The organism is Staphylococcus sp. HMSC056G08 (assembly GCF_001812305.1).
In the GTDB taxonomy this organism is placed as follows: Bacteria; Bacillota; Bacilli; order Staphylococcales; family Staphylococcaceae; genus Staphylococcus; species Staphylococcus simulans.
In genome coordinates, this window is the sequence record NZ_KV808440.1 from 1 (window position 1) to 20,168 (window position 20,168).

Sequence of the window (20,168 nt, forward strand, 5' to 3'; positions counted from 1 at the left end):
AATTAATGCAATGTTTTTTCCTTTAAGTGTTTGTTGCTCAATACCGGCGTATTTCGCACGTTTCAAATCCTCTGAAAGGTTTAATAAATATTCTACTTCTTTTTGGCTGAAATCTAATAATGTTAGGAAATGTCTGTTTCTTAAGTTTTGCATTCTACTACAACTCCTCTTTGTGATATATTACACCTTCATTATAAGTGACTTATTTTTCAAGACAATGAAATAAATATAGTTTTAAAAAACTTTACAGAACTCTAATTATTCCTAAACAATTGCGATTCTATAATTTTGAAAATTAGGCTTTAATTGTAATCTGCTTCTTATTGTTAGAAATAAAGGTATGAGACATTGGTTTTGATTTATTATACACTATTACGAATAAAGATATATAATTATTTATAAAAAAACACACTTTTTGAAAAAGCGTGTTAGAAATGCTCCATTTTCAGAATGTGCGTAATAATATCGTCGATTTTGTGCATGACTTCGTGCGTTGTACGATCAACGATTTTATAATGCCTCGAGCTTAAATCTAAAGTACGTATTTGACCGACATCGACAGTACCCTTAATTCGATGTTCCATAGTATGTAGTTCAACATCAGTAGGATACTTAACAGCTCTACTTGTAATAGGAGAAACCCATACTAAACCTGTCTTTTGATTGAATTCATTTCTGCTTAGAACGACACAAGGTCTATATTTACCTTTCTCGCGACCAAGTGTGGGATTCAGATTAACTTCTATAATTTGATATTGTTTTACCATTGCTCACGCTCCGATGCTTCGCCCCATTCATGCGTTTTGTAATCTGAGTAATCGCCGCCCTGTTGAAAGAAACGGTTCCACTCTTTAGTAAAATCTTCATGGTTTACTTTTTTTAAAACGATAGTATCGTTGATTATTTCGTGAACTAATTGATCTCCAGGTTTTAAATTTAAAGATTCTATCACAGTATCAGGCAATGTAACGGCATGACCTTGTTCAGTTTTGAAAATTCGTGCATGTTCTTCTGACATAAATAACACCTCTTCAGACTTATCATATCTTATTTAACTTAAAATCGGCAGAAATAATGTTGGATTTATTATAAAGTGTAGATTGAATCTTATTAATAATAAAGAAATAGTTTAGAATAGAAAGAAACAAGTGCTAAAGAGGAGGTGTACAAGATGTTGGGAATACTAGGTGTGTTGTGTTTTATTGTATTTATAATTTACATAGCCATGTTTGTCTTTTTATGGATAAAAGGTAAGCAGAAGAAAGCAGCAGGTATCATTGCTTTAGTAGCATTTATTTTAAGTATGATGTTCTTTGGAATGTCTGAACCAGATACAAAGCCTGAAACAACGAATAATCAAACTGCAGATACAACACAAGATCAATCAAAAGATGAATCGAAAGATACACAAAAAGACAATCAGTCAGAACAACCTAAAGCAGCTCCGAAATCAGAACAAGAATCGGACAATGGCCAAAAGAAAGAAACGAGTGAACCTAAATCTGAACCGCAAACACAACCTAATGGTTTAGTTAGAGAAGAAGTTGAATTCACACGTCCTGTAGATGGAGATACAGTAAGATTGAGATATGAAGGAAAAGAATCTGCCTTCAGATTATTGTTGATTGATACACCGGAGACGAAACATCCTAGAAAAGGCGTAGAACCATATGGTAAAGAAGCGTCTGATTTTACCAAGAATATGTTGATGCATGCTTCTAAGGTTGAAGTTGAGTTTGATAAGGGCGGTAAGACAGATAAATATGGCAGATATCTAGCATATGTCTATGCCGATGGTGTGATGGTAAATGATGCATTAGTCAGACAAGGTTTAGCAAAAGTGGCTTATATTTATCCGCCAAGTGTTACGTATTTAGACCAATTACAAGAGAGTCAACGTTTAGCGCAACAGGAGCATCTGAATATTTGGAGTGGTAACGTCCCAGAAAATAATTATCAAAGTAGCCTGCCGTCAGGCTCCCAAGGATCTCAAAATCATTCACAAAACAGTGCGTCTCAAAATGGAGGAACGAAGTATTATGCTAACTGTACAGAATTGAGAAAAGACTATCCTGGAGGCGTGTCTAAAGATCATCCGGCTTATAGAGATAAAATGGATGGAGATAAAGATGGATGGGCATGTGAGATAAATTAATGGGTATGAAAAAAGTAGAATTCGTTTGAATTCACATAATAAAAATGATTGTAAAAAGTAAATGGCTATGCTATAATTCTTGATTGTGAGTAATGAAAATTATTCCTTGCTTACTCCAATTGAGAGTAAGCCGTATAGTCCACGAGGAGGTGCAGATAAAAATGAGAACATATGAAATTATGTACGTTGTTCGTCCAAACATTGAAGACGAAGCGAGAAAAGCATTAGTTGAACGTTTCAAAAATATTTTAACTAACGACGGTGCTGAAATCATTGAAGAAAAAGATTGGGGCAAACGTCGCCTTGCTTACGAAATCGACGATTTCAAAGAAGGTTTCTACAACATTGTACGTATCAACACTGAAAACAGTGAAGCTACAGATGAATTCCAACGTTTAGCAAAAATCAATGACGATATCATTCGTTATACGGTTATTCGCGAAGACGAAGATAAGTAAAAACAGAATGGGGGCGTTTAAATGATTAACAGAGTTGTATTAGTAGGCCGTTTAACTAAGGATCCTGAATACAGAACGACACCCTCAGGCGTAAGTGTAGCGACTTTTACTCTAGCGGTTAATCGTACGTTTACGAATGCGCAAGGGGAACGTGAAGCGGACTTTATTAACTGTGTTGTTTTTAGAAAACAAGCAGAAAACGTAAGCAATTACTTGTTTAAAGGAAGTCTTGCAGGCGTTGATGGTCGCTTACAATCACGCAGTTACGAAAACCAAGAAGGACGCCGTATCTTTGTTACTGAAGTTGTATGTGACAGTGTTCAATTCCTTGAACCAAAATCACAAAACCAACGTCATGGCCAACAACCTGGCGGTAATAACCAATTCCAGAGCTATGGTCAAAACTATGGTGGTCAACAACAAGGACAAAATACGTCATCTTATCAAAACAACAATTCATCCAACGCTGGTCAATCAGACAATCCATTCGCAAATACGAACGGACCTATTGACATCAGTGACGATGATTTACCATTCTAATACGTGTAATGAACGTAAAATTTGAAAATATCGATTAAAGGAGGCAGTTAACCATGGCAGGTGGACCAAGAAGAGGCGGACGTCGTCGTAAAAAAGTTTGTTACTTCACAGCAAACGGAATTACACACATCGACTATAAAGATACTGACTTATTAAAACGTTTTATCTCAGAACGCGGTAAAATTTTACCACGTCGTGTAACTGGCACTTCAGCTAAATATCAACGTATGTTGACTACAGCTATCAAACGTGCTCGTCATATGGCTTTATTACCATATGTTAAAGACGAAAACTAAGATAAAACTTATAGATAAACCCCGTAGGCATAGGCTTACGGGGTTTTTTCATGTTCAAAAATAATAATAAAGGGCGAAATAAGGGCAGAAAATATTAATCTAAAAGAGGTAAGATTCTCTAAAATTTGATTTATTAACAGAAAAAATACGCCCGACATTGCGAGCGTATTAAGAAAGTCATTAAGTATTTATGGATTATTTTTTAGGAGCAAAAGTGTCTACTAAGTTCACGATTAACTTGATAATACCACCAATAATATCTGCGATCATCATGATAAGCAACCTCCTTTTTTTATCTTAATTTTATTCTAGATGTTTTTTCTATTTCATTGCGCAAAATTCCTTAAGTCATCATTTAACCTACTTAACTGTTAAATTTTGACTCTGGAAATAACAGTTACGTTCCCTAAGTGTTCTAAAAGTATAAGTATGATGAGTTGTACACTGTGTTTATTGCGTTTATGGACGGGTAAAATATTTTTGAAATGTATCCACTACATTGGACAAGTGAATAAATGTCAAGTTGAAAAGGAGCATCTTGATATGAGTAGACAAGGATTAAATAAAAACGATAAGAATGAAACATCTCATCCAACGCACTACGAAGGATTAGATCATAGCGGTAAAAGTGAAGAACACTTTGATCTGCATAAAGCGAATGATTTATTAACAGAGTACAAAGAAAATGAAAATAAGTGGTCAAAAGAAGAACGTAATAAAGAATTAGAATTAATCGAAGATGAAATCAAAAAACAAAAAATGTTGGTTAAAGATAGAGTGAAACCAGATAGTCAACCAGAAAAAGATCGTTTAGCTAACTTATCAGATAAAGTGACTGAACAAGTATTCGGTATTTTTGAACATACAGATGATTTAGAAGAGGCTAAAAGATTTTTAGAGTCTCATTATCAACGTGGTAAAGTTGATATTGCTTATGGTCGTTCTTTCATTTTAGTTTGTGAAGATTCACTGCTTGCACAAGCAAAAAGCGAATACTCAAGCAATAAAGATAATGAAGAGTTAGTTAATTTTATCTCTGAAAAGAATATTGAATTAAGTAAAGAAATTATGTCAGATGATTACGTTCATTTATTAGAAGTAGAGCGTGAATTCTTAAAAATCTTGATGAAAAATAATCAACTTGACGAAATTTAAAAGTTAAATAAAAATGTATGAGACCTTAACCCTGTAGCATTGATGCATATCAATATTACAGGGAATTTTTTATCTGATTTTATTTTCATTAGCTATCTGTATAGGTTGAAAGGAATGTTTGGGTGTTGTTAATGTAAGAAGTACATAAAATATAATCGCTTGTACACAAGAGACCGTACAAGAATGTTAAAATTAGATAACAAACAAACATTAAGTCGATAAAATTATATAAAAACATGTTATCATTACGTTAAATCTATTTGCTCAGTGTCATAATGAAGTAAAGTGAATTGAGTAAACGGCAGAGGATAACGAGATTATAGGAGTGAACACAACGTGAAGCTTTATTTGATACGGCATGGAGAATCAACCGCAAACTATGATAATCATCATGGAAATCAATACTTTACTGGACAATTAGATGTCTCTTTAACAAAAGAAGGCGTATGTTCTGCACAAGCATTAAAAACATATTTTGAAGGTATACATATAGACCATATCTACATTTCTGATTTAACCCGTACGATTCAAACATATGAAAATGGTTTTGACAGTGCGATTCCACATACTTTTTCGCCATTATTAAGAGAACGCTCTCTAGGGGAGTTTGAAGGCTATCCAAGAGAAACATTGCGTGACAATCCCGTTTATAGTCGTTATTTTGAAGATCCACGATACAGCGACTTTCGAAACAGTTTCACACAACGTGCACCTGGCGGTGAAAACTATTCAGATGTATTAGGAAGAATAGATGAATTTTTTAAAGATGTATTGGATATTAAAGACGAAGTAGTAGTGATTGTGGCGCATCAAATTTGGATACGTTGCTGCTTGTATTATTTAGGTGTAATTACTGAAGAAGAATTATTCGACAAACACATTGAGAATTGTGATCCGATTCTTGTAGATACTGAAAACATATAAAAGCGGTTGAATCCTTTGTTTTGGATTCAACCGCTTAACATTTATCTTGATTGATTTTATTTTAATTTGTCGATTGCTTGAGGTAATAACTCTTCAAACAAATCAATAAAGTTTAAATAAACATCTTTATAAACGTATTCATCAATTCGGTGTGCTTGGCTTGTTTCGCCAGGACCGAACATAATAAGTGGGAAGTCTTTTCCTTTATCAAGCATTAAGTCAGCCGCATCTGTGACACCTGGTGAAGCTTGTTTAGGAATAGATTCACCTAAATATTTTTTACCGAGTGATTGTGCTAGGTCTACTACTGGATTATCACCAGTTGTGAAGACTGCAGAACGTGACATATACGTATCAATGTCTAAATCACAATCACTGTATTTTTCTTTAACATCTTTTGCGACTTGTTCGAATAAGTCTTGGTAGCCATCATTGTCTGCTTCTGGAATTGTTCTGATATTAAATTCTACTACTGCGCGGTCAGGAATAGAGTTGACTTGTGTACCGCTATTAAAGATTGTCGCATTTGCGACAGGTTCGCCTAACTCTTCATTTGTCGCAGTAATTTTAGCTTGTGCTTCATTAATGCGATGCACAAAGTCTACTAATGGATTCAACGCATTATAACCGAGTTGAGGCATAGAACTATGCACAGATGAACCTTTTGATGTGACACGGATATCCATAGAACCTTTGTGTGCATAAATAATTTTATCTTGAGATGGTTCTGAAATAAGCAATGCATCTACATCATCCATATAACCATCTTTATAGAAGGCTCTAGCTCCGTCACCTTCAATCTCTTCGCCTACTGTCGCAAGTAAACGGATTGTGCCTTCTTTTGGTAAGCCTTGGTCGTGTAATTCAATTAAGCTGATCACAAATGCAGCTAAACCAGATTTCATATCTGCTGCACCACGACCGTGTAGACGTCCTTCATCATCTTCAGTTAGTTTGAAAGGTGGTGTTTGCCAATCTTCTGGGTTACCTGGTGAAACAACATCCATATGACCAGATACCCCGATAACAGGGCTGCCGCTACCAATTTCAGCTACAAGGTTTGCGCGTGTATCTGTTAATTTAATAATTTTAGCGTCGATATTATGTTTTTTGAAAAGGTCTTGCAGATACTCTGCGACGTCTAATTCATTATCGTTCACAGATTCAATACCGACTAAATCTCTTAATATATGAATACGTTCATCTGACGTTAATTTACCCATATCATCAGCTCCCTCATAAATTTTCATACAATATAAGCGTAAAATATCGGATAATAGTATTCAAACAATTCGCACTTTTGAACGTTAAAATAAATAAGCGTAAACTCGGAGGTAGAGGGGAAAATAATAAATGAGTCGAAGACATTGGAGGAATCGTATTGGATAATAGAATTCAATATCAAAACGTTGCGAAAGATAAGGTTAATATTCTATACGAAATGGAAAAACAATTGAAAAAAGCGAGCATCGATCATCACTTACAAGAATTAGTGAAAATTCGTGCTTCTCAAATTAATGGCTGTGCCTTTTGTTTGGCAATGCATACAAGCGATGCACGTAAAATCGGTGTAAGTGAGGAAGAAATTTTCTTATTGAACGCATGGCATGATACGAATATATATTCTGAGAAAACGAAACTGGCTTTAGAATTAACAGAAGCTATTACTTTAATTTCACAACATGGCGTATCTGATGAGCTATATCGCCGCGTACGGGAAGTATACTCAGAAGAAGAATATACAGATTTAGTCTTTGTGATTAATCAAATCAACTTCTGGAATAGACTCTCTATTTCAATGGGTAATGAACATAATGTTTAATATCATATAAAGAAGCGCGCGAGCACTGTTTAATGAGTGTTCGCGCGCTTTTGTATGTTCAATGATTATTTATCAATCGCTTGAGTAGATAGCTTGTGTTTCTTTAAGAAAGCTTTGATTTTCTTTTGTTGTTTTAAATTTACGTCACCTGCGTAGTTTGTAGGAACATCGACGACATTGATTGTTTTTTGTGGACTATAACTCAACTCTTCTAACTGTTGGTCTGCACGTGCAACTTTATAGTTAACAGCGCTGAAGTATTTATTAATACGTTCGATATCTTCTTTTTGATTAGAAGGAACTTTATTATCTTTTAAGAATGCTTCGAAATTCATTTGATTCTTCGTTGTAAGGTTAGCTAATTCTCGTAAATCTGTATCTAACTGATCTGAGACTTTTTGACGACCATCATATTGTTGGTCTAGCTTATGTTGTAAGACGTATTTGTTATCAATGATATCGTTATTCGCTTCTAAGTAACGTTTTAAATAATCACGCGTTTCTTGTTCAGTTAAATCTTTACCTTTTTCAGAGGTTTTAAAGATTTCTATTTTGTGAATCGGTGTCGCATTTTTCGGCGCATATTTTGCGTGATGTTCTTGTTTTCCGTCTTTTTGTGCACAAGCTGTAAGCGTCACAGCTAACATTAATGTGAAAGCGATGATTAATAGTTGTTTTAGTTTACTCACTTTTGTTTCTCCTTCACTGTTCTATATAATTACTTTCATTATAGCCTAACATCCTAGTATGCGTTAAGTATCTCGTTGCCATGGAGATTCCAGTCTTGAAGTGAAAGGAACATCGAGTTGATATTTTGCGATGAAATGTTGCGCAACGTGCAGCATGAGATAGCCGAATAACACAGCACCGACTGTATCAGAAAAGTAATGCGCATGAACGTAAATGCGTGAAACCATCATAATGAAAATCATCAAATACGCGATATAATGCCAATAACGTTTACGCATTAACGTTAAGAAGACCACTGCCGCAACGACAATTGTTAACGTATGCAAACTTGGGAAACTGAATCCTGAGATATATTCCACAGGACGTGCGCGATGAATAAAGTACTTCAATCCAATTCCTAATAAAAGTGTCACAATTGCCCAAGTCATTGTTATCAATGAGAGCTTTTTATTCTTGAAGAATAAAATAATTAAAATGACAGCCATAAAACCAACTAAGTGCCATGGTTGAAATAGGTTAGAGTAGACGATTAAGAAGCGGTCCATAAATGGTACTTGATGTAAGAGTCTGACGAAGTTATAAATCGGTTCGTCTATCATAAGGATGAAGTCCAATTTCACCAGCAGCATTAAAATAATAAAAATAACGAGGGTAATGCCGATATGTTTGGTATGTAGGACCTTCATAATAAAACCTAACTTTCTTTCTTGATTTAGATAAATTATAGCTTACTGTCTCATCTTTGCCATCCTACTTTGGAATGAACTAAACCTAACGGTAGGTGATAGGTTTGATTAATCATGGGATTGAATATATTTTTCAACTTTACGCAGTATAAAGAAGAGCAGTGCTAAATATACACCGAGTTCGACTAAAATGAGCCATGCGTGGCCAAATTTGATAAGTATAAATAAGTCGAAGACGCTTAATGGAAGACTGACGTATAAAAGACGTTTGAAGTAACGTGTTTGCAGTGACTGATAAAAGCGTTGCAGCTGTTCCCAATTGAGGTTTCTAGGAAACGTGCGGGTTCGATTCAAACCGATGAAAAGATTGTTAAAATTGACAGTAGAACGAGAAGCTTGGCTGAGATGAACTATAGAAACAAGTAATAATAACATAGACAACCAAAGCTCCTTTTCTCAGCTATATTGTAGTGAATTATATTAATTGTAACATGAATATGTATAAAAAAAGACAGGCAAAGATAGCTTTCTTAAAGAAATTTATCTTTGCCTGTCTTATTAGTTATCCGTCTTAATCAAATGATAGGGAGAGATTAGTTACGGATAATATAATCAAATGCGTTCAGTGCAGCATCTGCACCTGTACCCATTGCGATGATAATTTGTTTGAAGCGATCGTCTGTTACGTCGCCTGCCGCGAATACACCCGGCATACTTGTTTCTTGTTTACGGTCTACGATAATTTCGCCATGGTCGTTTGTGTCAATTGCACCGTGCAACCATTCAGAGTTTGGTAATAGACCGATTTGGACGAAAATACCATCTACATCAATTTGATGTGTTTCGCCAGTTTTGTTGTCTTCATATTTAAGACCGGTAACATGATCGTCACCAAGAACTTCTGAAGACTGTGCATTTTTCAAGATTGTAACGTTTGATAATTCACCTAAACGTTTTTGTAAAATCTCATCTGCACGTAAGAAGTCTTTGTATTCTACAAGTGTAACGTGTTTTACAATACCTGCTAAGTCAATAGCAGCTTCAGCACCAGAGTTGCCGCCGCCGACAACCGCAACATTTTTACCTTCGAATAAAGGTCCGTCACAGTGAGGGCAGTATGCAACACCTTTGTTGCGTAACTCGTCTTCACCTGGAATGTTCAAGTTTTTGAAGCGTGCACCTGTAGCAATAATAACTGTCTTACTTTTTAGTTTGGCATCATTTTCTAAAGTAACAACAATGCCGTCTTCAGTTTTCTCAACGTTAGAAGCACGGATACCATCCATCACATCAATATCGTATTCATTGATGTGTTGCTCTAAAGCAGATGAGAATTCTGGACCTGTTGTTTCTTTAACTGTGATAAAGTTTTCGATACCTGCAGTTTCAGTCACTTGACCACCGATACGATCTGCCACAATACCTGTACGTAAACCTTTACGTGCAGTATAGATAGCAGCTGTACCACTTGCAGGACCGCCACCGATGACTAATACATCGAATGGTTCTTTATCATTGAATTCAGCAGGGTCTGCTTGGCTGCCTAACATGTTTAAGATGTCAGAAATAGTCATGCGGCCGTTACCGAATTCTTCACCGTTTAAGAATACAGCAGGAACTGCCATAATATCTTCAGATTCTTCTCTGAAGACTGCGCCATCAATCATTGTATGCGTAATGTTAGGGTTTAACACACTCATCATGTTCAATGCTTGAACCACATCCGGACATTTTTGACAGCTTAAGCTGATAAATGTTTCGAAATGAAGTGGTCCTTCAAGCGCTTTGACTTGATCGATAACACTTTGTTCTTCTTTCGGAGGGCGTCCGCTGACTTGTAATAAAGCCAATACGAGTGAGTTGAATTCATGACCTAATGGCACACCGGCAAATACTATGCCTGTGTGCGCATCAGGAGTATCTACACTGAAACTTGGTGTACGTTTCAGCGTATCCTCTTTAACAGTGATATGCGATGACATATCAGCAATTTCATCTAACAGGTCTTTCAACTCTTTAGATTTGTCGCTGTCATCATAGCTCGCTGTTAAAACCACGTCGCCTTCCATTAATTCAAGAAGTTGAGATAATTGTGATTTTAACTCTTTATCCAGCATTTATATGAATGCCTCCTTAAATTTTACCTACTAAGTCAAGACCTGGTTGTAAAGTTTCGCCGCCTTCTTCCCATTTAGCTGGGCAAACTTCACCTGGATGTTGACGTACATATTGAGCAGCTTTAATTTTGTGAACTAAAGTGCTTGCGTCACGGCCAATACCGTCTGCGTTAATTTCTGCAGCTTGTACTACGCCATCAGGGTCAACGATGAAAGTACCACGTTGAGCTAATCCTAGTTCTTCATCTAATACATCAAAGTTACGAGTGATTGTTTGTGATGGGTCACCAATCATTGTGTATTGTAATTTGCTGATAGCATCTGAGTGGTCATGCCAAGCTTTGTGTACGAAATGAGTATCTGTTGAGATTGAGTACACATTAACACCTAATTTTTGTAATTCATCATATTGGTTTTGAACGTCTTCTAATTCAGTTGGGCAAACGAATGAGAAGTCTGCTGGGTAGAATACTAAAACGTTCCAAGAACCTTTTAATGTTTCTTCTGAAACTTCGATGAACTCATCTTTTTTAGGATCATAAGCATTTGCTGTGAATGGTAAAATTTCTTTGTTAATTAATGACATAAAATACATCCTCCTAGAAATTAAAAAGTTTTTTTGATTAGAAAGCTAATCAGGATAGCTAAATTATCCTAATTATTTATTTATAATAATTCTAATCTCCTTGATTCCTATTATCACATTATCGTCAGAAATAGTCAATACTCGTGATTGTGTAAGTGGAATAATGCATAAAACACTGTAAATACTAGTGTATTAGAAATATTAACGACTTTTAGAATGTGTGTAAAGCAAAGAAATTCATAGGAAATTAACAATTATTTCTCAATATCAATTAGAGATTAATTTTCTCAATAAAGATGACTGATTATTAATCGCAATCTCTACAATAACGTTATACCCCGTTTCTGTCTCTATAATAACAGAAAGGGGTATTGTAACTTATTATTCAAATGTGACCTCAATTGAGCCTGGGTAACTATATTCTGCACGATACGTACCTTTTTCAGCTGGAACAGGTGGAACAAATGTACCAGAAGAAACAATTTGGCCTTTAAGCAGTTGTTTATCTTGTGATGCAAGTTTTTTAACTAACCATTTTAATGCTTCAATTGGATTACCTAGTACATCTGAAGAAACACCTGTCGCAATTTCTTCATTATCTTTTGTTAATTTTAAAGTGATATTTTCAAAGTCTTCATATGAGACACGATCAGCAGCTTCACCTAATGCGACTAAACCTGAAGCTGTGTTGTCAGAAATTAAGTCGCCTAAAGTGAAGTTAGGGAACCAATCTTTATAGCGTGCATCTGGTATTTCAATACCTGGCGCTACTTTAACGCTGTTTAAGATATCTTCGTCTGATGCATCGGGACTAATATCATTTAATATCACGAACACGAGCTCAGGTTCGATAAGCGGTGCGAATAATTTGGATAATTGAACTGTTTCACCTGATTTTACAACTTTATCAGATAAAATTGTTCCGTAAGCCGGCTCATCTGTATTCGCGTAAGCTTGCGTTTCTGCACTGGTCATACTTACTTTGTAGCCTGCGATTTCGCTGTTGTTTGCTTGTGTCAATTCACTGATTAAAGCATCTTGGATTTGATAGGCTACCGATTCGCTGATGCCATATTTTTCTGAAACGAAGTCAATCGGTTCATGATTTTGTTGTGCTTTAAACAATGCATTTACAATTTCTTTTTTGTATTGGACCATAGGTATCTCCCCTTATTCTGAATATTACTATTATTAGAATAACTTTTATTGTCTTAACTTTCAAAGCATTAAATTTTTATGACTTATGAAAAGAGGGTAAAATAAGAGTGCTAAAATCATTTGAAAGGTAGGAATGAAAATTCTATGTCAGATGTAATCGATCAAATTATGATGAAACACCACTCTGTAAGAAAATTTAAAAATGAACCTTTAAGTAAAGAAACGGTTAAAAAGTTAGTGGAAGCAGGCCAAAGAGCTTCTACATCAAGCTACTTACAAACATACTCTATTATTGGTATTACAGACCCTGAAATTAAAAAAGCATTGAGAGAAATTTCAGGTCAACCTTATGTAGAAGAAAGCGGCTATTTATTTGTCTTTGTGATGGACTATCACCGTCAAGATTTAATCAACAATGAAGTTGAGCAAAACTTACAAAGTTCATTTGAATCTGCAGAAGGCTTACTTGTCGGTACAATTGATGTTGCGTTAGTTGCACAAAATATTTCAATTGCGGCAGAAAGCTTAGGACTTGGTATGGTTTATTTAGGTTCATTACGTAATGATGTTGCTCGCGTGAAAGAGCTATTGAACTTACCTGAATACACATTCCCATTATTCGGAATGGCGCTAGGTGTTCCTGCAGATGATGAAAATGGTTCACCAAAACCACGTTTACCATTTGAAGCTGTCTTCCATGAAAATGGATACAACCAAAACGATGACGAAGAATTAGGTTATATTAAAGATTATGACAAAGAAGTCAGCGCATATTACGACAAACGTACAAATGGAGAACGTAAAGAAACTTGGTCAGAACAAATTGCACAATTCTTAACAATGAAAGAACGTGCAGATATGTTAGACGAACTGCATAAGTCAGGTTTCATTAAAAAATAAGTGTTCAATTCATCAGACACTTGATTAAAAATAGAAAAATTAAAAAATCAGCCCTATCACGCTCACTTTAATTGTGAACGCGATAGGGCTGATTTATTTTACATAAAGCCTAATATTTAACTCGTACTTATAAGAAGTTAGCCTTCTTATCTCTTAATAGTCTGTACTTAAGTCATTATATTGATTTTCATTAAATTTCTTTTTATCCAAGTTGCCAGTTAATTTAGCACTGCCGACACCTGCAAGCATAGAGTCATTGACGTTTAATGCTGTACGACCCATATCAATTAATGGTTCTACTGAAATTAGCACACCAGCTAATGCGACAGGCAAGTTCAATGTTGAAAGTACTAAGATCGCAGCGAATGTTGCGCCGCCGCCAACACCTGCAACACCAAATGAAGAAATAATAACAACCGCAATGAGTGTCACAATAAACTGCAAGTTGACTTCAACATCTGCAACCGGTGCGACCATCACTGCTAACATTGCTGGATAGATACCTGCACAACCGTTTTGGCCGATAGATAAACCGAAAGATGCTGATAAGTTCGCAATACCTTCAGGTACACCTAAACGTGATTTTTGTGTTTGTACGTTTAATGGCAGGGCACCTGCACTTGAGCGTGATGTGAATGCGAAAATTAATACTTCAGCGACTTTACGGACATAGCGCCAAGGATTCAAGCCGAGGATGCTGACAATAATTAAATGAATGATGAACATCGTAATTAAAGCCGCATATGAGGCCAATACGAACTTACCTAATGTCCATAACGCTCCGAAATCACTCGTCGCAATGGTATTTGCCATAATAGCTAAGATACCGTAAGGCGTTAAACGTAAAACGAAAGTTACAACTGACATAATTACTGAATAGATAGCTTCAATTGCACGTTTTACGATATGACCATTTTCAGGTTGTTTACGTGCGACACGTAAATATGCGAAACCGATAAATGTCGCAAAAATAACTACAGCGATTGTAGATGTTGTACGTTGACCTGTGAAATCTAAGAATGGATTTCTTGGTAATAATTCTAAGATTTGTTGGGGTAGCGTACTTGCGGTCATATCTTTTGCTTTCTGAGCAAGTTCTGTACCGCGTGATTGTTCTGCACTGCCTAAATCAATAGATGAAGCATCTAATCCGAAGACAAGTGCTGAAATAATACCAATTGTTGCTGCGATTGCAACTGTTCCAATTAGGAACACAAAGATGTAGAAACCGATTTTCGCGAATTTTTCACCTAATTGAATTTTAGTGAAAGCTGCGACAATCGAAATGAAAATTAGTGGCATAACGATCATTTGAAGTAATGCGACATAACCATTACCTACAATGCCGAACCAATCTGTTGTAGTGGTTGTGATTTTAGAACCAGCACCATAAGCCAGGTGCATAATAGCGCCAAGTACAATTCCGATACCTAGTGCGGTGAAAACACGTTTTGAGAAAGAAACGTGTTTTTTTGCCATAACAAAAAGTCCAGCGAGAAGCAGAACGAAGATGACAATATTAAGAATAGTGAAACCCAATTGAATCAAACTTCCTTTCATAAATATTTATCTTATAGCAAAAGATAAGACTTGATTTGAATTCAAATAACTGCTCAAAGAAGGAAGTTCATTTTATGATAACTGAACTTAGCAGATATGTATCAACTTTTTTATACAACAGTATAGGATAGTTGTAAAGTCCGTTTAAATACATAGTAAATATATCGTATATATAAGAAAGGGTCAATGGCGGTTTTTAACTGTTTCTTTAAAAATACTGTGAACAAAATAAAAAAATCCAACCCGAATTATCGGATTGGATTTGAATAGTGTTTAATTTACATACCGAATAAACGTGCGAAGAAACCTTTTTTCTCTTCTTTCTTATGATGTGGAACAGTAGGTTCATGTTGATTGTCAATCGGTATTTCTGGTTCAGGTGTTGTTGAATTTGGTGTACCTTGAACTTCTGTCTCAGGTGTTTCATTTTCTGATTTAGTTGTTTCAGATGCATCAACTTCTGGTTGTTCTGAAGTACTTTCAGATTTAACTGGTTCTGTTTGTGTCGGTTGTTCAGTTTCAGTTGATGCTGTGGCACCTTTATAATCAGAAAGCGGTGTTTCTGTAGTTTTTTGAGTTTGTTCTTCTGAAGATGTTGTTTCAGTTTTAACTTCTTCCGTTGAAGGTTTAGTTTCTTTGACTTCAGCAGTTTTAGCCACTTGTTCCTCTGCTTTAGGTTCAGTTTTAGTTTCAACAGTAGGTTGTGGTTGTGCTAAAACTTTTTCAGTATGAGATTTCATAGCTTCAGTGTTATCTTGAACTGCTTTTGCTTGATCTTTTTGTGCTGTTTCAATCGCTTTAAGTGTTTTTTCGTGTTGACCAAGCTTATCTGTCATTTGTTGTTGTAAAGTTTGTAAATCTTTTTGCTGTTGGTGCACTTGAGAAATCATTTGGCCTAGCATTTGACGTTCTTCACGCATCTTAGTGATGTCGTTATGTAAGTCACTTAATAATTTTGCGAAGTTTTGATCGCTAGGAAGTTGATTTTGATCATCCTCTTTAACAACAATTTGTAAGAAATCATTTTCTTTCTCTAATTCTTCGAAAGCTAAGTCGTAACTATTTGTTTGCTTAACTTTATCCGCAATCTCTCTGAATAACTCGATGTCTTCTTCTTGGAAGTCAGTTGCTTCACGACCACGGTATTCTGTTTTCTTTAAATGGTAACCGCGTTCTTCTAAATGTTGTACGATTTTACGTACTTGTTTCTCACTTAATTCGACGCGTTGGGCGAATTCTTTTGTTAGCATCTGATCTATATCCTTTCACTCTATGATTTTAAGTGGGATGTATGTCTTACGTCACACAAACGTTAGTCTAACCTCTATGTTAGTTTAACCCGATTTCCTTTTGATTTCAAGGGTTCTCACGATTTTCGAAGATCCATTTGTTCAAGTAGCGGATAAACGGTTTTGCGTGAAAGGTGATTTGCGAAAACATATTTTAAAATATAGCAAGATTTAACACTAGTACCGTAAATGTCTTTAGTCAACGGAATGCGTGTGTGCAAGAATAATTTCAATGGAATTGGTTCGCCGCCTGGCTCTATAGCAGGACGAATATAATCGATTTCTCTTTGTTCTTCAAAACCATGTTCTTTTAAGAAAAGGTGACGTTGCATAAGCAAATCTGCATCAGGTTCATCTAAAGAATCCGGAATCGGCAATGCTTCCATCATAAAGAAATTCACATCGCGGTCATGCACACGGTTGGCTAGATTATCCAATCCTTCTTGGAGCTTCTCTAATGTTTCAGTTAAATAACGTTCTCTTTCTGGTGTGTCTACAGCAACTAGATACATAATAAATGCTGCATTTGTAGTAGCTTCATAGTGGCCCGTGGCAAAACTGACAACTTCATCGTTATCTAAACCGACTAAGAAGACGTAATCATTTTGGGTGCGTTTATTTTCAAGTGATTGTTTGAACACATGGTGTTTTTGTGACACATTTCCGAATTGATAGTTATCAAAGAGATTTAAAGCTGCCTCATACAATGGATCGGATGTTTGTTTTACTAATTTAAAGTCCATAGCGCTGCCCTCCCATTTTTCTTTTGATTATAGCATATTGATACACTGGGCTTATATGTAAATAAAAAAATAATCAGCAGACTAAGCTGCTGATTATCATGAATGCAAATTAAATTTCATATTCTTTATCGTGTTTATCTTTTTTGTTTCGTATTCGTCTTTGAACTCTTTTCGGCTGATATCATGTTTATCAGCAAGCACAACGATATTACCATTAAGTAATTCGCGTTTTAGAATTTGACGTTCTGTGTCTGATAAGTCGTATTGTAATAAGACTGCTTGTTCACCGTCTTCCCCAGTTAGAAGGCGAGCAATTCTGTCACTGAACGTTCCGCTTGTAGATTGCACTGTCATGTCCGTGCTTGCTATACTGCCAAGGTTTAATTTGTTTTTGCTGATAACTGAAATCTCGTCTTTGGTATACCCCTCATCTAATCTGCGTTTTAAAGTATCAAAAATTTCGTCTTGTGATGTAAGTACAGTAATGTTTGCCATGTTAAAGCTCCCCCTCTGTGAAATATGTTTAATGTTATAATGTATACCCTTTTTTTATATAATTGAACCATCTAAATTATACTATTATACGGCTAAGCTATCAAATAAATATAAGAAAATTCACACTATTATCAACGCAAGGACGTATTTTCTTCGATGCACAATTCAATTTTATGGAAATATGATGAATTAAGTTTCAGTTATTGAAATAAAGCCTGAAATTTGATATTATCATTAAATAATTTACCTTACTCATATAATCTAGAGAATTAGGCTTTAGAAGTTTCTACCATGTCGCCTTAACGACATGACTATGAGTCACTGATACAATACAACACAATGGTGCTTTCAAAACAAACGGGTAGACACGTGTTCATTCTATAATATAAGTTGAGGACTATTTGGGAGATGGGACTTATATTTTAGTGTTCACAAACATCGAGCGATTAAGTTTTGAAACGCGGAGAACAATAACAGCTTCTCAAACCGTCATTTATAAGTTGCTTTGGCAACACGCTTGAAGGGGTTGAACTTGCGTTAACCACAGAAGGCGTCAACAAGAATGGTCTTATATTTAATGAATATAAGATGATTTAAATTGACCTCCTGACTCCAAAGTGAACTTCATATTGATAATGATGTGTATTGCCTGTGCCACTCATAGATCCTGAAACTCATAGAGTAGTTTGGGATTTTTTTTATACACAAATTTAGGAGGTTTGTTGACGTGGAAGCGTTGAAAAAGAAGGTTAAAGAAGACGGCGTCGTCATTGGCGAAAAAATCTTGAAGGTAGATGGGTTTTTAAACCATCAAATTGATGCAGTGTTAATGTATGACATTGGCGAAACATTTTATGAACAGTTCAAAGATCAAGGCATCACTAAAATCTTAACTGTTGAAGCATCAGGCATTGCGCCAGCTATTATGGCAGCATATCGTTTTGAAGTACCATGTCTCTTTGCGAAGAAGGCTAAGCCAAGTACTTTGGCAGATGGATTTTATCAGACAGATATTCATTCGTTTACGAAAAACAAGACGAATCGCGTCATTATCTCTGAAGAATTTTTAGGGGAAAATGACCGTGTATTGATTATCGATGACTTTTTAGCGAATGGAGATGCGGCACTTGGTTTGAACCGTTTAGTTGAACAAGCAGGTGCAGAAACAGTAGGTATCGGTATTGTAGTAGAGAAAAGTTTCCAACAAGGCCGTAAAAGATTAGAAGAAGCTGGCTTAAAAGTTTCTTCACTTTGCCAAGTCGCATCGCTTCAAGGCAACCAAGTAACTTTAGTAGGTGAAGGTGAAGAGAACGCATGAAGAATTTCATCTTGAGTCTACAACATTTACTTGCAATGTATGCAGGTGCTATACTTGTTCCAATTATCGTCGGGACGAGTTTGAAATTCACACCAGAACAAATCGCGTACCTTGTAACAGTCGATATCTTCATGTGTGGGGTAGCCACATTTTTAGAAGCGAATAGAGTAACGGGTACAGGTTTACCGATTGTTTTAGGGTGTACCTTTACTGCGGTTGCACCGATGATATTAATCGGCCAGACCAAAGGTTTGGACGTATTATACGGGTCACTCTTTGTATCAGGGATTTTAGTGGTCTTAATTGCACCTGTCTTTTCTTACGTTGTTAAATTCTTCCCACCTGTCGTAACAGGTAGTGTGGTAACGATCATCGGGATTAATTTAATGCCGGTTGCTATGAACTATGTAGCAGGTGGACAAGGGGCAAAAGACTACGGCAATATGAAAAATATCATTTTAGGTTTTTCAACGTTGTTGATTATCTTGCTTTTACAACGTTTTACACATGGTTTCTTAAAGTCTATTGCAATCTTAATCGGGTTGATTGCAGGAACTTTGCTCGCTGGTGCTTTTGGTGTTGTCGACTTGAATCAAGTTGGAACAGCACATTGGTTCGAGTTTCCGAAACCATTCAGATTCTCAGGCTTTGCGTTTGATATCGGTGCGATTTTAGTATTCTTTATCGTCGCATTAGTCAGCTTGATTGAATCAACAGGTGTATACACAGCGTTAAGTAAAATCACAGGAAGAACTTTGACGCGTAACGACTACCGCAAAGGTTACACTGCGGAAGGGCTTGCGATTGTGATTGGTTCTATCTTCAACGCATTTCCATATACTGCATATTCTCAAAATGTCGGTTTGGTTTCACTTTCTGGCGTGAAAAAGAATAATGTCATCTATGGAATGGTCATCTTACTCTTAATTTGCGGTTGTATTCCAAAGTTAGGCGCGTTAGCAAATATTATTCCATTACCTGTACTCGGCGGGGCGATGATTGCGATGTTCGGTATGGTAATGGCTTATGGTGTCAGTATCTTAGGCAGTATCGATTTCAAGAAGCAGAATAACTTGTTAGTTATTGCTGTGGCTGTCGGTTTAGGAACAGGTATCAGTGCTGTTCCGGAAGCATTTAAAGCAATGGGCGAACAATTCGCTTGGTTAACACAAAATGGAATTGTACTAGGTGCTATCTCAGCAATCGTACTTAATTTCTTTTTTAACGGCTTAAAGTATCAACAAAACGAAGAAAATGTGAAATAATGTAATTAAAA

At 36.0% G+C, this 20,168-nt stretch carries 23 protein-coding genes, 1 pseudogene and 1 riboswitch; of the genes and pseudogenes, 10 read left to right on the forward strand and 14 right to left on the reverse strand.

The window, feature by feature from the left end:
* From HMPREF2846_RS13815 to HMPREF2846_RS01660, 3 genes and pseudogenes are all read right to left on the reverse strand, one after another.
* Positions 1–153 (reverse strand): annotated as a pseudogene (locus HMPREF2846_RS13815) (ornithine carbamoyltransferase subunit F); the annotation flags it as partial.
* A gap of 275 nt (positions 154–428) precedes the next feature.
* Complete coding sequence (locus HMPREF2846_RS01655; protein ID WP_060804334.1) at positions 429–767, reverse strand: type II toxin-antitoxin system PemK/MazF family toxin; 339 nt, start codon at positions 765–767, stop codon at positions 429–431.
* On the reverse strand, positions 761–1,018 hold the full coding sequence (locus HMPREF2846_RS01660; RefSeq protein WP_002480320.1) for an AbrB/MazE/SpoVT family DNA-binding domain-containing protein: 258 nt from the start codon (positions 1,016–1,018) through the stop codon (positions 761–763). The genes HMPREF2846_RS01655 and HMPREF2846_RS01660 overlap by 7 nt, the downstream gene beginning before the upstream one ends.
* A gap of 153 nt (positions 1,019–1,171) precedes the next feature.
* Here HMPREF2846_RS01660 and HMPREF2846_RS01665 point away from each other — a divergent pair, with 153 nt between their 5' ends.
* The 6 genes from HMPREF2846_RS01665 to HMPREF2846_RS01690 all read left to right on the forward strand — a co-directional run bounded on the left by HMPREF2846_RS01665 (position 1,172) and on the right by HMPREF2846_RS01690 (position 5,528).
* Positions 1,172–2,155, forward strand: a complete 984-nt coding sequence (locus HMPREF2846_RS01665) for a thermonuclease family protein (RefSeq protein WP_070625394.1) — start codon at positions 1,172–1,174, stop codon at positions 2,153–2,155.
* A 161-nt stretch (positions 2,156–2,316) separates the two neighbouring features.
* Entirely contained in the window at positions 2,317–2,613 is a 297-nt protein-coding gene (gene rpsF / locus HMPREF2846_RS01670) for a 30S ribosomal protein S6 (protein WP_070625396.1), read from the forward strand.
* A 21-nt stretch (positions 2,614–2,634) separates the two neighbouring features.
* Positions 2,635–3,153, forward strand: coding sequence for a single-stranded DNA-binding protein (gene ssb / locus HMPREF2846_RS01675; protein WP_070625398.1), 519 nt, complete (start codon positions 2,635–2,637; stop codon positions 3,151–3,153).
* A gap of 53 nt (positions 3,154–3,206) precedes the next feature.
* Positions 3,207–3,449, forward strand: coding sequence for a 30S ribosomal protein S18 (gene rpsR, locus HMPREF2846_RS01680; RefSeq protein WP_002480324.1), 243 nt, complete (start codon positions 3,207–3,209; stop codon positions 3,447–3,449).
* A gap of 543 nt (positions 3,450–3,992) precedes the next feature.
* A complete protein-coding gene (locus tag HMPREF2846_RS01685; RefSeq protein WP_070625400.1) occupies positions 3,993–4,604 on the forward strand; it encodes a hypothetical protein in 612 nt (203 codons plus the stop codon).
* Between the two features lie 336 nt (positions 4,605–4,940).
* A complete protein-coding gene (locus HMPREF2846_RS01690) occupies positions 4,941–5,528 on the forward strand; it encodes a histidine phosphatase family protein (protein WP_070625402.1) in 588 nt (195 codons plus the stop codon).
* Positions 5,529–5,584: 56 nt separating this feature from the next.
* Here HMPREF2846_RS01690 and HMPREF2846_RS01695 read toward each other — a convergent pair whose 3' ends face one another.
* Positions 5,585–6,751: an ArgE/DapE family deacylase gene (locus tag HMPREF2846_RS01695; RefSeq protein ID WP_023014893.1), complete on the reverse strand. Its 1,167-nt coding sequence runs from the start codon at positions 6,749–6,751 to the stop codon at positions 5,585–5,587.
* A 158-nt stretch (positions 6,752–6,909) separates the two neighbouring features.
* Here HMPREF2846_RS01695 and HMPREF2846_RS01700 point away from each other — a divergent pair, with 158 nt between their 5' ends.
* Complete coding sequence (locus tag HMPREF2846_RS01700; protein ID WP_023014894.1) at positions 6,910–7,350, forward strand: carboxymuconolactone decarboxylase family protein; 441 nt, start codon at positions 6,910–6,912, stop codon at positions 7,348–7,350.
* 65 nt (positions 7,351–7,415) lie between these two features.
* Here the strand turns inward: HMPREF2846_RS01700 and HMPREF2846_RS01705 are convergent, their stop codons facing one another.
* The 6 genes from HMPREF2846_RS01705 to HMPREF2846_RS01730 form a co-directional block, all read right to left on the reverse strand.
* Positions 7,416–8,039: an NDxxF motif lipoprotein gene (locus tag HMPREF2846_RS01705; protein WP_083309955.1), complete on the reverse strand. Its 624-nt coding sequence runs from the start codon at positions 8,037–8,039 to the stop codon at positions 7,416–7,418.
* Positions 8,040–8,102: 63 nt separating this feature from the next.
* Positions 8,103–8,639, reverse strand: a complete 537-nt coding sequence (locus tag HMPREF2846_RS01710; protein ID WP_023014895.1) for a phosphatase PAP2 family protein — start codon at positions 8,637–8,639, stop codon at positions 8,103–8,105.
* Positions 8,640–8,834: 195 nt separating this feature from the next.
* The gene (locus tag HMPREF2846_RS01715; protein WP_070625404.1) at positions 8,835–9,161 is read right to left on the reverse strand and encodes a hypothetical protein; all 327 of its coding nucleotides are present in this window, start codon (positions 9,159–9,161) and stop codon (positions 8,835–8,837) included.
* A 158-nt stretch (positions 9,162–9,319) separates the two neighbouring features.
* Entirely contained in the window at positions 9,320–10,843 is a 1,524-nt protein-coding gene (ahpF, locus tag HMPREF2846_RS01720) for an alkyl hydroperoxide reductase subunit F (protein ID WP_002480332.1), read from the reverse strand.
* Between the two features lie 16 nt (positions 10,844–10,859).
* On the reverse strand, positions 10,860–11,429 hold the full coding sequence (gene ahpC, locus HMPREF2846_RS01725) for an alkyl hydroperoxide reductase subunit C (RefSeq protein WP_002480333.1): 570 nt from the start codon (positions 11,427–11,429) through the stop codon (positions 10,860–10,862).
* Positions 11,430–11,810: 381 nt separating this feature from the next.
* On the reverse strand, positions 11,811–12,587 hold the full coding sequence (locus tag HMPREF2846_RS01730) for a 2-keto-4-pentenoate hydratase (RefSeq protein WP_002480334.1): 777 nt from the start codon (positions 12,585–12,587) through the stop codon (positions 11,811–11,813).
* 144 nt (positions 12,588–12,731) lie between these two features.
* Here HMPREF2846_RS01730 and nfsA point away from each other — a divergent pair, with 144 nt between their 5' ends.
* A complete protein-coding gene (gene nfsA / locus HMPREF2846_RS01735; RefSeq protein WP_002480335.1) occupies positions 12,732–13,487 on the forward strand; it encodes an oxygen-insensitive NADPH nitroreductase in 756 nt (251 codons plus the stop codon).
* A gap of 153 nt (positions 13,488–13,640) precedes the next feature.
* Here the strand turns inward: nfsA and HMPREF2846_RS01740 are convergent, their stop codons facing one another.
* The 4 genes from HMPREF2846_RS01740 to HMPREF2846_RS01755 form a co-directional block, all read right to left on the reverse strand.
* A complete protein-coding gene (locus HMPREF2846_RS01740) occupies positions 13,641–14,966 on the reverse strand; it encodes an L-cystine transporter (protein WP_371099726.1) in 1,326 nt (441 codons plus the stop codon).
* 359 nt (positions 14,967–15,325) lie between these two features.
* Complete coding sequence (locus tag HMPREF2846_RS01745; protein WP_070625406.1) at positions 15,326–16,297, reverse strand: hypothetical protein; 972 nt, start codon at positions 16,295–16,297, stop codon at positions 15,326–15,328.
* A 116-nt stretch (positions 16,298–16,413) separates the two neighbouring features.
* Positions 16,414–17,079, reverse strand: coding sequence for a hypothetical protein (locus HMPREF2846_RS01750; protein WP_002480338.1), 666 nt, complete (start codon positions 17,077–17,079; stop codon positions 16,414–16,416).
* Between the two features lie 96 nt (positions 17,080–17,175).
* A complete protein-coding gene (locus tag HMPREF2846_RS01755; protein WP_070625408.1) occupies positions 17,176–17,574 on the reverse strand; it encodes a general stress protein in 399 nt (132 codons plus the stop codon).
* 232 nt (positions 17,575–17,806) lie between these two features.
* A riboswitch (purine riboswitch) is annotated at positions 17,807–17,908 on the forward strand.
* Positions 17,909–18,301: 393 nt separating this feature from the next.
* On the opposite strand from HMPREF2846_RS01755, the gene xpt reads away from it, so the two are divergent.
* Positions 18,302–18,892, forward strand: a complete 591-nt coding sequence (gene xpt / locus HMPREF2846_RS01760; protein WP_002480340.1) for a xanthine phosphoribosyltransferase — start codon at positions 18,302–18,304, stop codon at positions 18,890–18,892.
* The gene (gene pbuX, locus HMPREF2846_RS01765) at positions 18,889–20,157 is read left to right on the forward strand and encodes a xanthine permease PbuX (RefSeq protein ID WP_070625410.1); all 1,269 of its coding nucleotides are present in this window, start codon (positions 18,889–18,891) and stop codon (positions 20,155–20,157) included. Before xpt ends, pbuX begins: the two co-directional genes overlap by 4 nt.
* Positions 20,158–20,168: the final 11 nt, after the last annotated feature.

What these genes read in the sequence shown, in the direction of transcription:
- HMPREF2846_RS01710 (WP_023014895.1), bottom strand. Translation starts at nt 8,639, where the DNA reads ATGATAGACGAACCGATTTATAACTTCGTCAGACTCTTACATCAAGTA.
- HMPREF2846_RS01665 (WP_070625394.1), top strand. Translation starts at nt 1,172, where the DNA reads ATGTTGGGAATACTAGGTGTGTTGTGTTTTATTGTATTTATAATTTAC.
- HMPREF2846_RS01750 (WP_002480338.1), bottom strand. Translation starts at nt 17,079, where the DNA reads ATGGACTTTAAATTAGTAAAACAAACATCCGATCCATTGTATGAGGCA.
- ssb (WP_070625398.1), top strand. Translation starts at nt 2,635, where the DNA reads ATGATTAACAGAGTTGTATTAGTAGGCCGTTTAACTAAGGATCCTGAA.
- HMPREF2846_RS01660 (WP_002480320.1), bottom strand. Translation starts at nt 1,018, where the DNA reads ATGTCAGAAGAACATGCACGAATTTTCAAAACTGAACAAGGTCATGCC.
- HMPREF2846_RS01655 (WP_060804334.1), bottom strand. Translation starts at nt 767, where the DNA reads ATGGTAAAACAATATCAAATTATAGAAGTTAATCTGAATCCCACACTT.
- rpsR (WP_002480324.1), top strand. Translation starts at nt 3,207, where the DNA reads ATGGCAGGTGGACCAAGAAGAGGCGGACGTCGTCGTAAAAAAGTTTGT.
- HMPREF2846_RS01745 (WP_070625406.1), bottom strand. Translation starts at nt 16,297, where the DNA reads ATGCTAACAAAAGAATTCGCCCAACGCGTCGAATTAAGTGAGAAACAA.
- HMPREF2846_RS01695 (WP_023014893.1), bottom strand. Translation starts at nt 6,751, where the DNA reads ATGGGTAAATTAACGTCAGATGAACGTATTCATATATTAAGAGATTTA.
- HMPREF2846_RS01685 (WP_070625400.1), top strand. Translation starts at nt 3,993, where the DNA reads ATGAGTAGACAAGGATTAAATAAAAACGATAAGAATGAAACATCTCAT.
- pbuX (WP_070625410.1), top strand. Translation starts at nt 18,889, where the DNA reads ATGAAGAATTTCATCTTGAGTCTACAACATTTACTTGCAATGTATGCA.
- HMPREF2846_RS01730 (WP_002480334.1), bottom strand. Translation starts at nt 12,587, where the DNA reads ATGGTCCAATACAAAAAAGAAATTGTAAATGCATTGTTTAAAGCACAA.
- HMPREF2846_RS01715 (WP_070625404.1), bottom strand. Translation starts at nt 9,161, where the DNA reads ATGTTATTATTACTTGTTTCTATAGTTCATCTCAGCCAAGCTTCTCGT.
- ahpF (WP_002480332.1), bottom strand. Translation starts at nt 10,843, where the DNA reads ATGCTGGATAAAGAGTTAAAATCACAATTATCTCAACTTCTTGAATTA.
- HMPREF2846_RS01755 (WP_070625408.1), bottom strand. Translation starts at nt 17,574, where the DNA reads ATGGCAAACATTACTGTACTTACATCACAAGACGAAATTTTTGATACT.
- rpsF (WP_070625396.1), top strand. Translation starts at nt 2,317, where the DNA reads ATGAGAACATATGAAATTATGTACGTTGTTCGTCCAAACATTGAAGAC.
- nfsA (WP_002480335.1), top strand. Translation starts at nt 12,732, where the DNA reads ATGTCAGATGTAATCGATCAAATTATGATGAAACACCACTCTGTAAGA.
- HMPREF2846_RS01740 (WP_371099726.1), bottom strand. Translation starts at nt 14,966, where the DNA reads ATGGCAAAAAAACACGTTTCTTTCTCAAAACGTGTTTTCACCGCACTA.
- ahpC (WP_002480333.1), bottom strand. Translation starts at nt 11,429, where the DNA reads ATGTCATTAATTAACAAAGAAATTTTACCATTCACAGCAAATGCTTAT.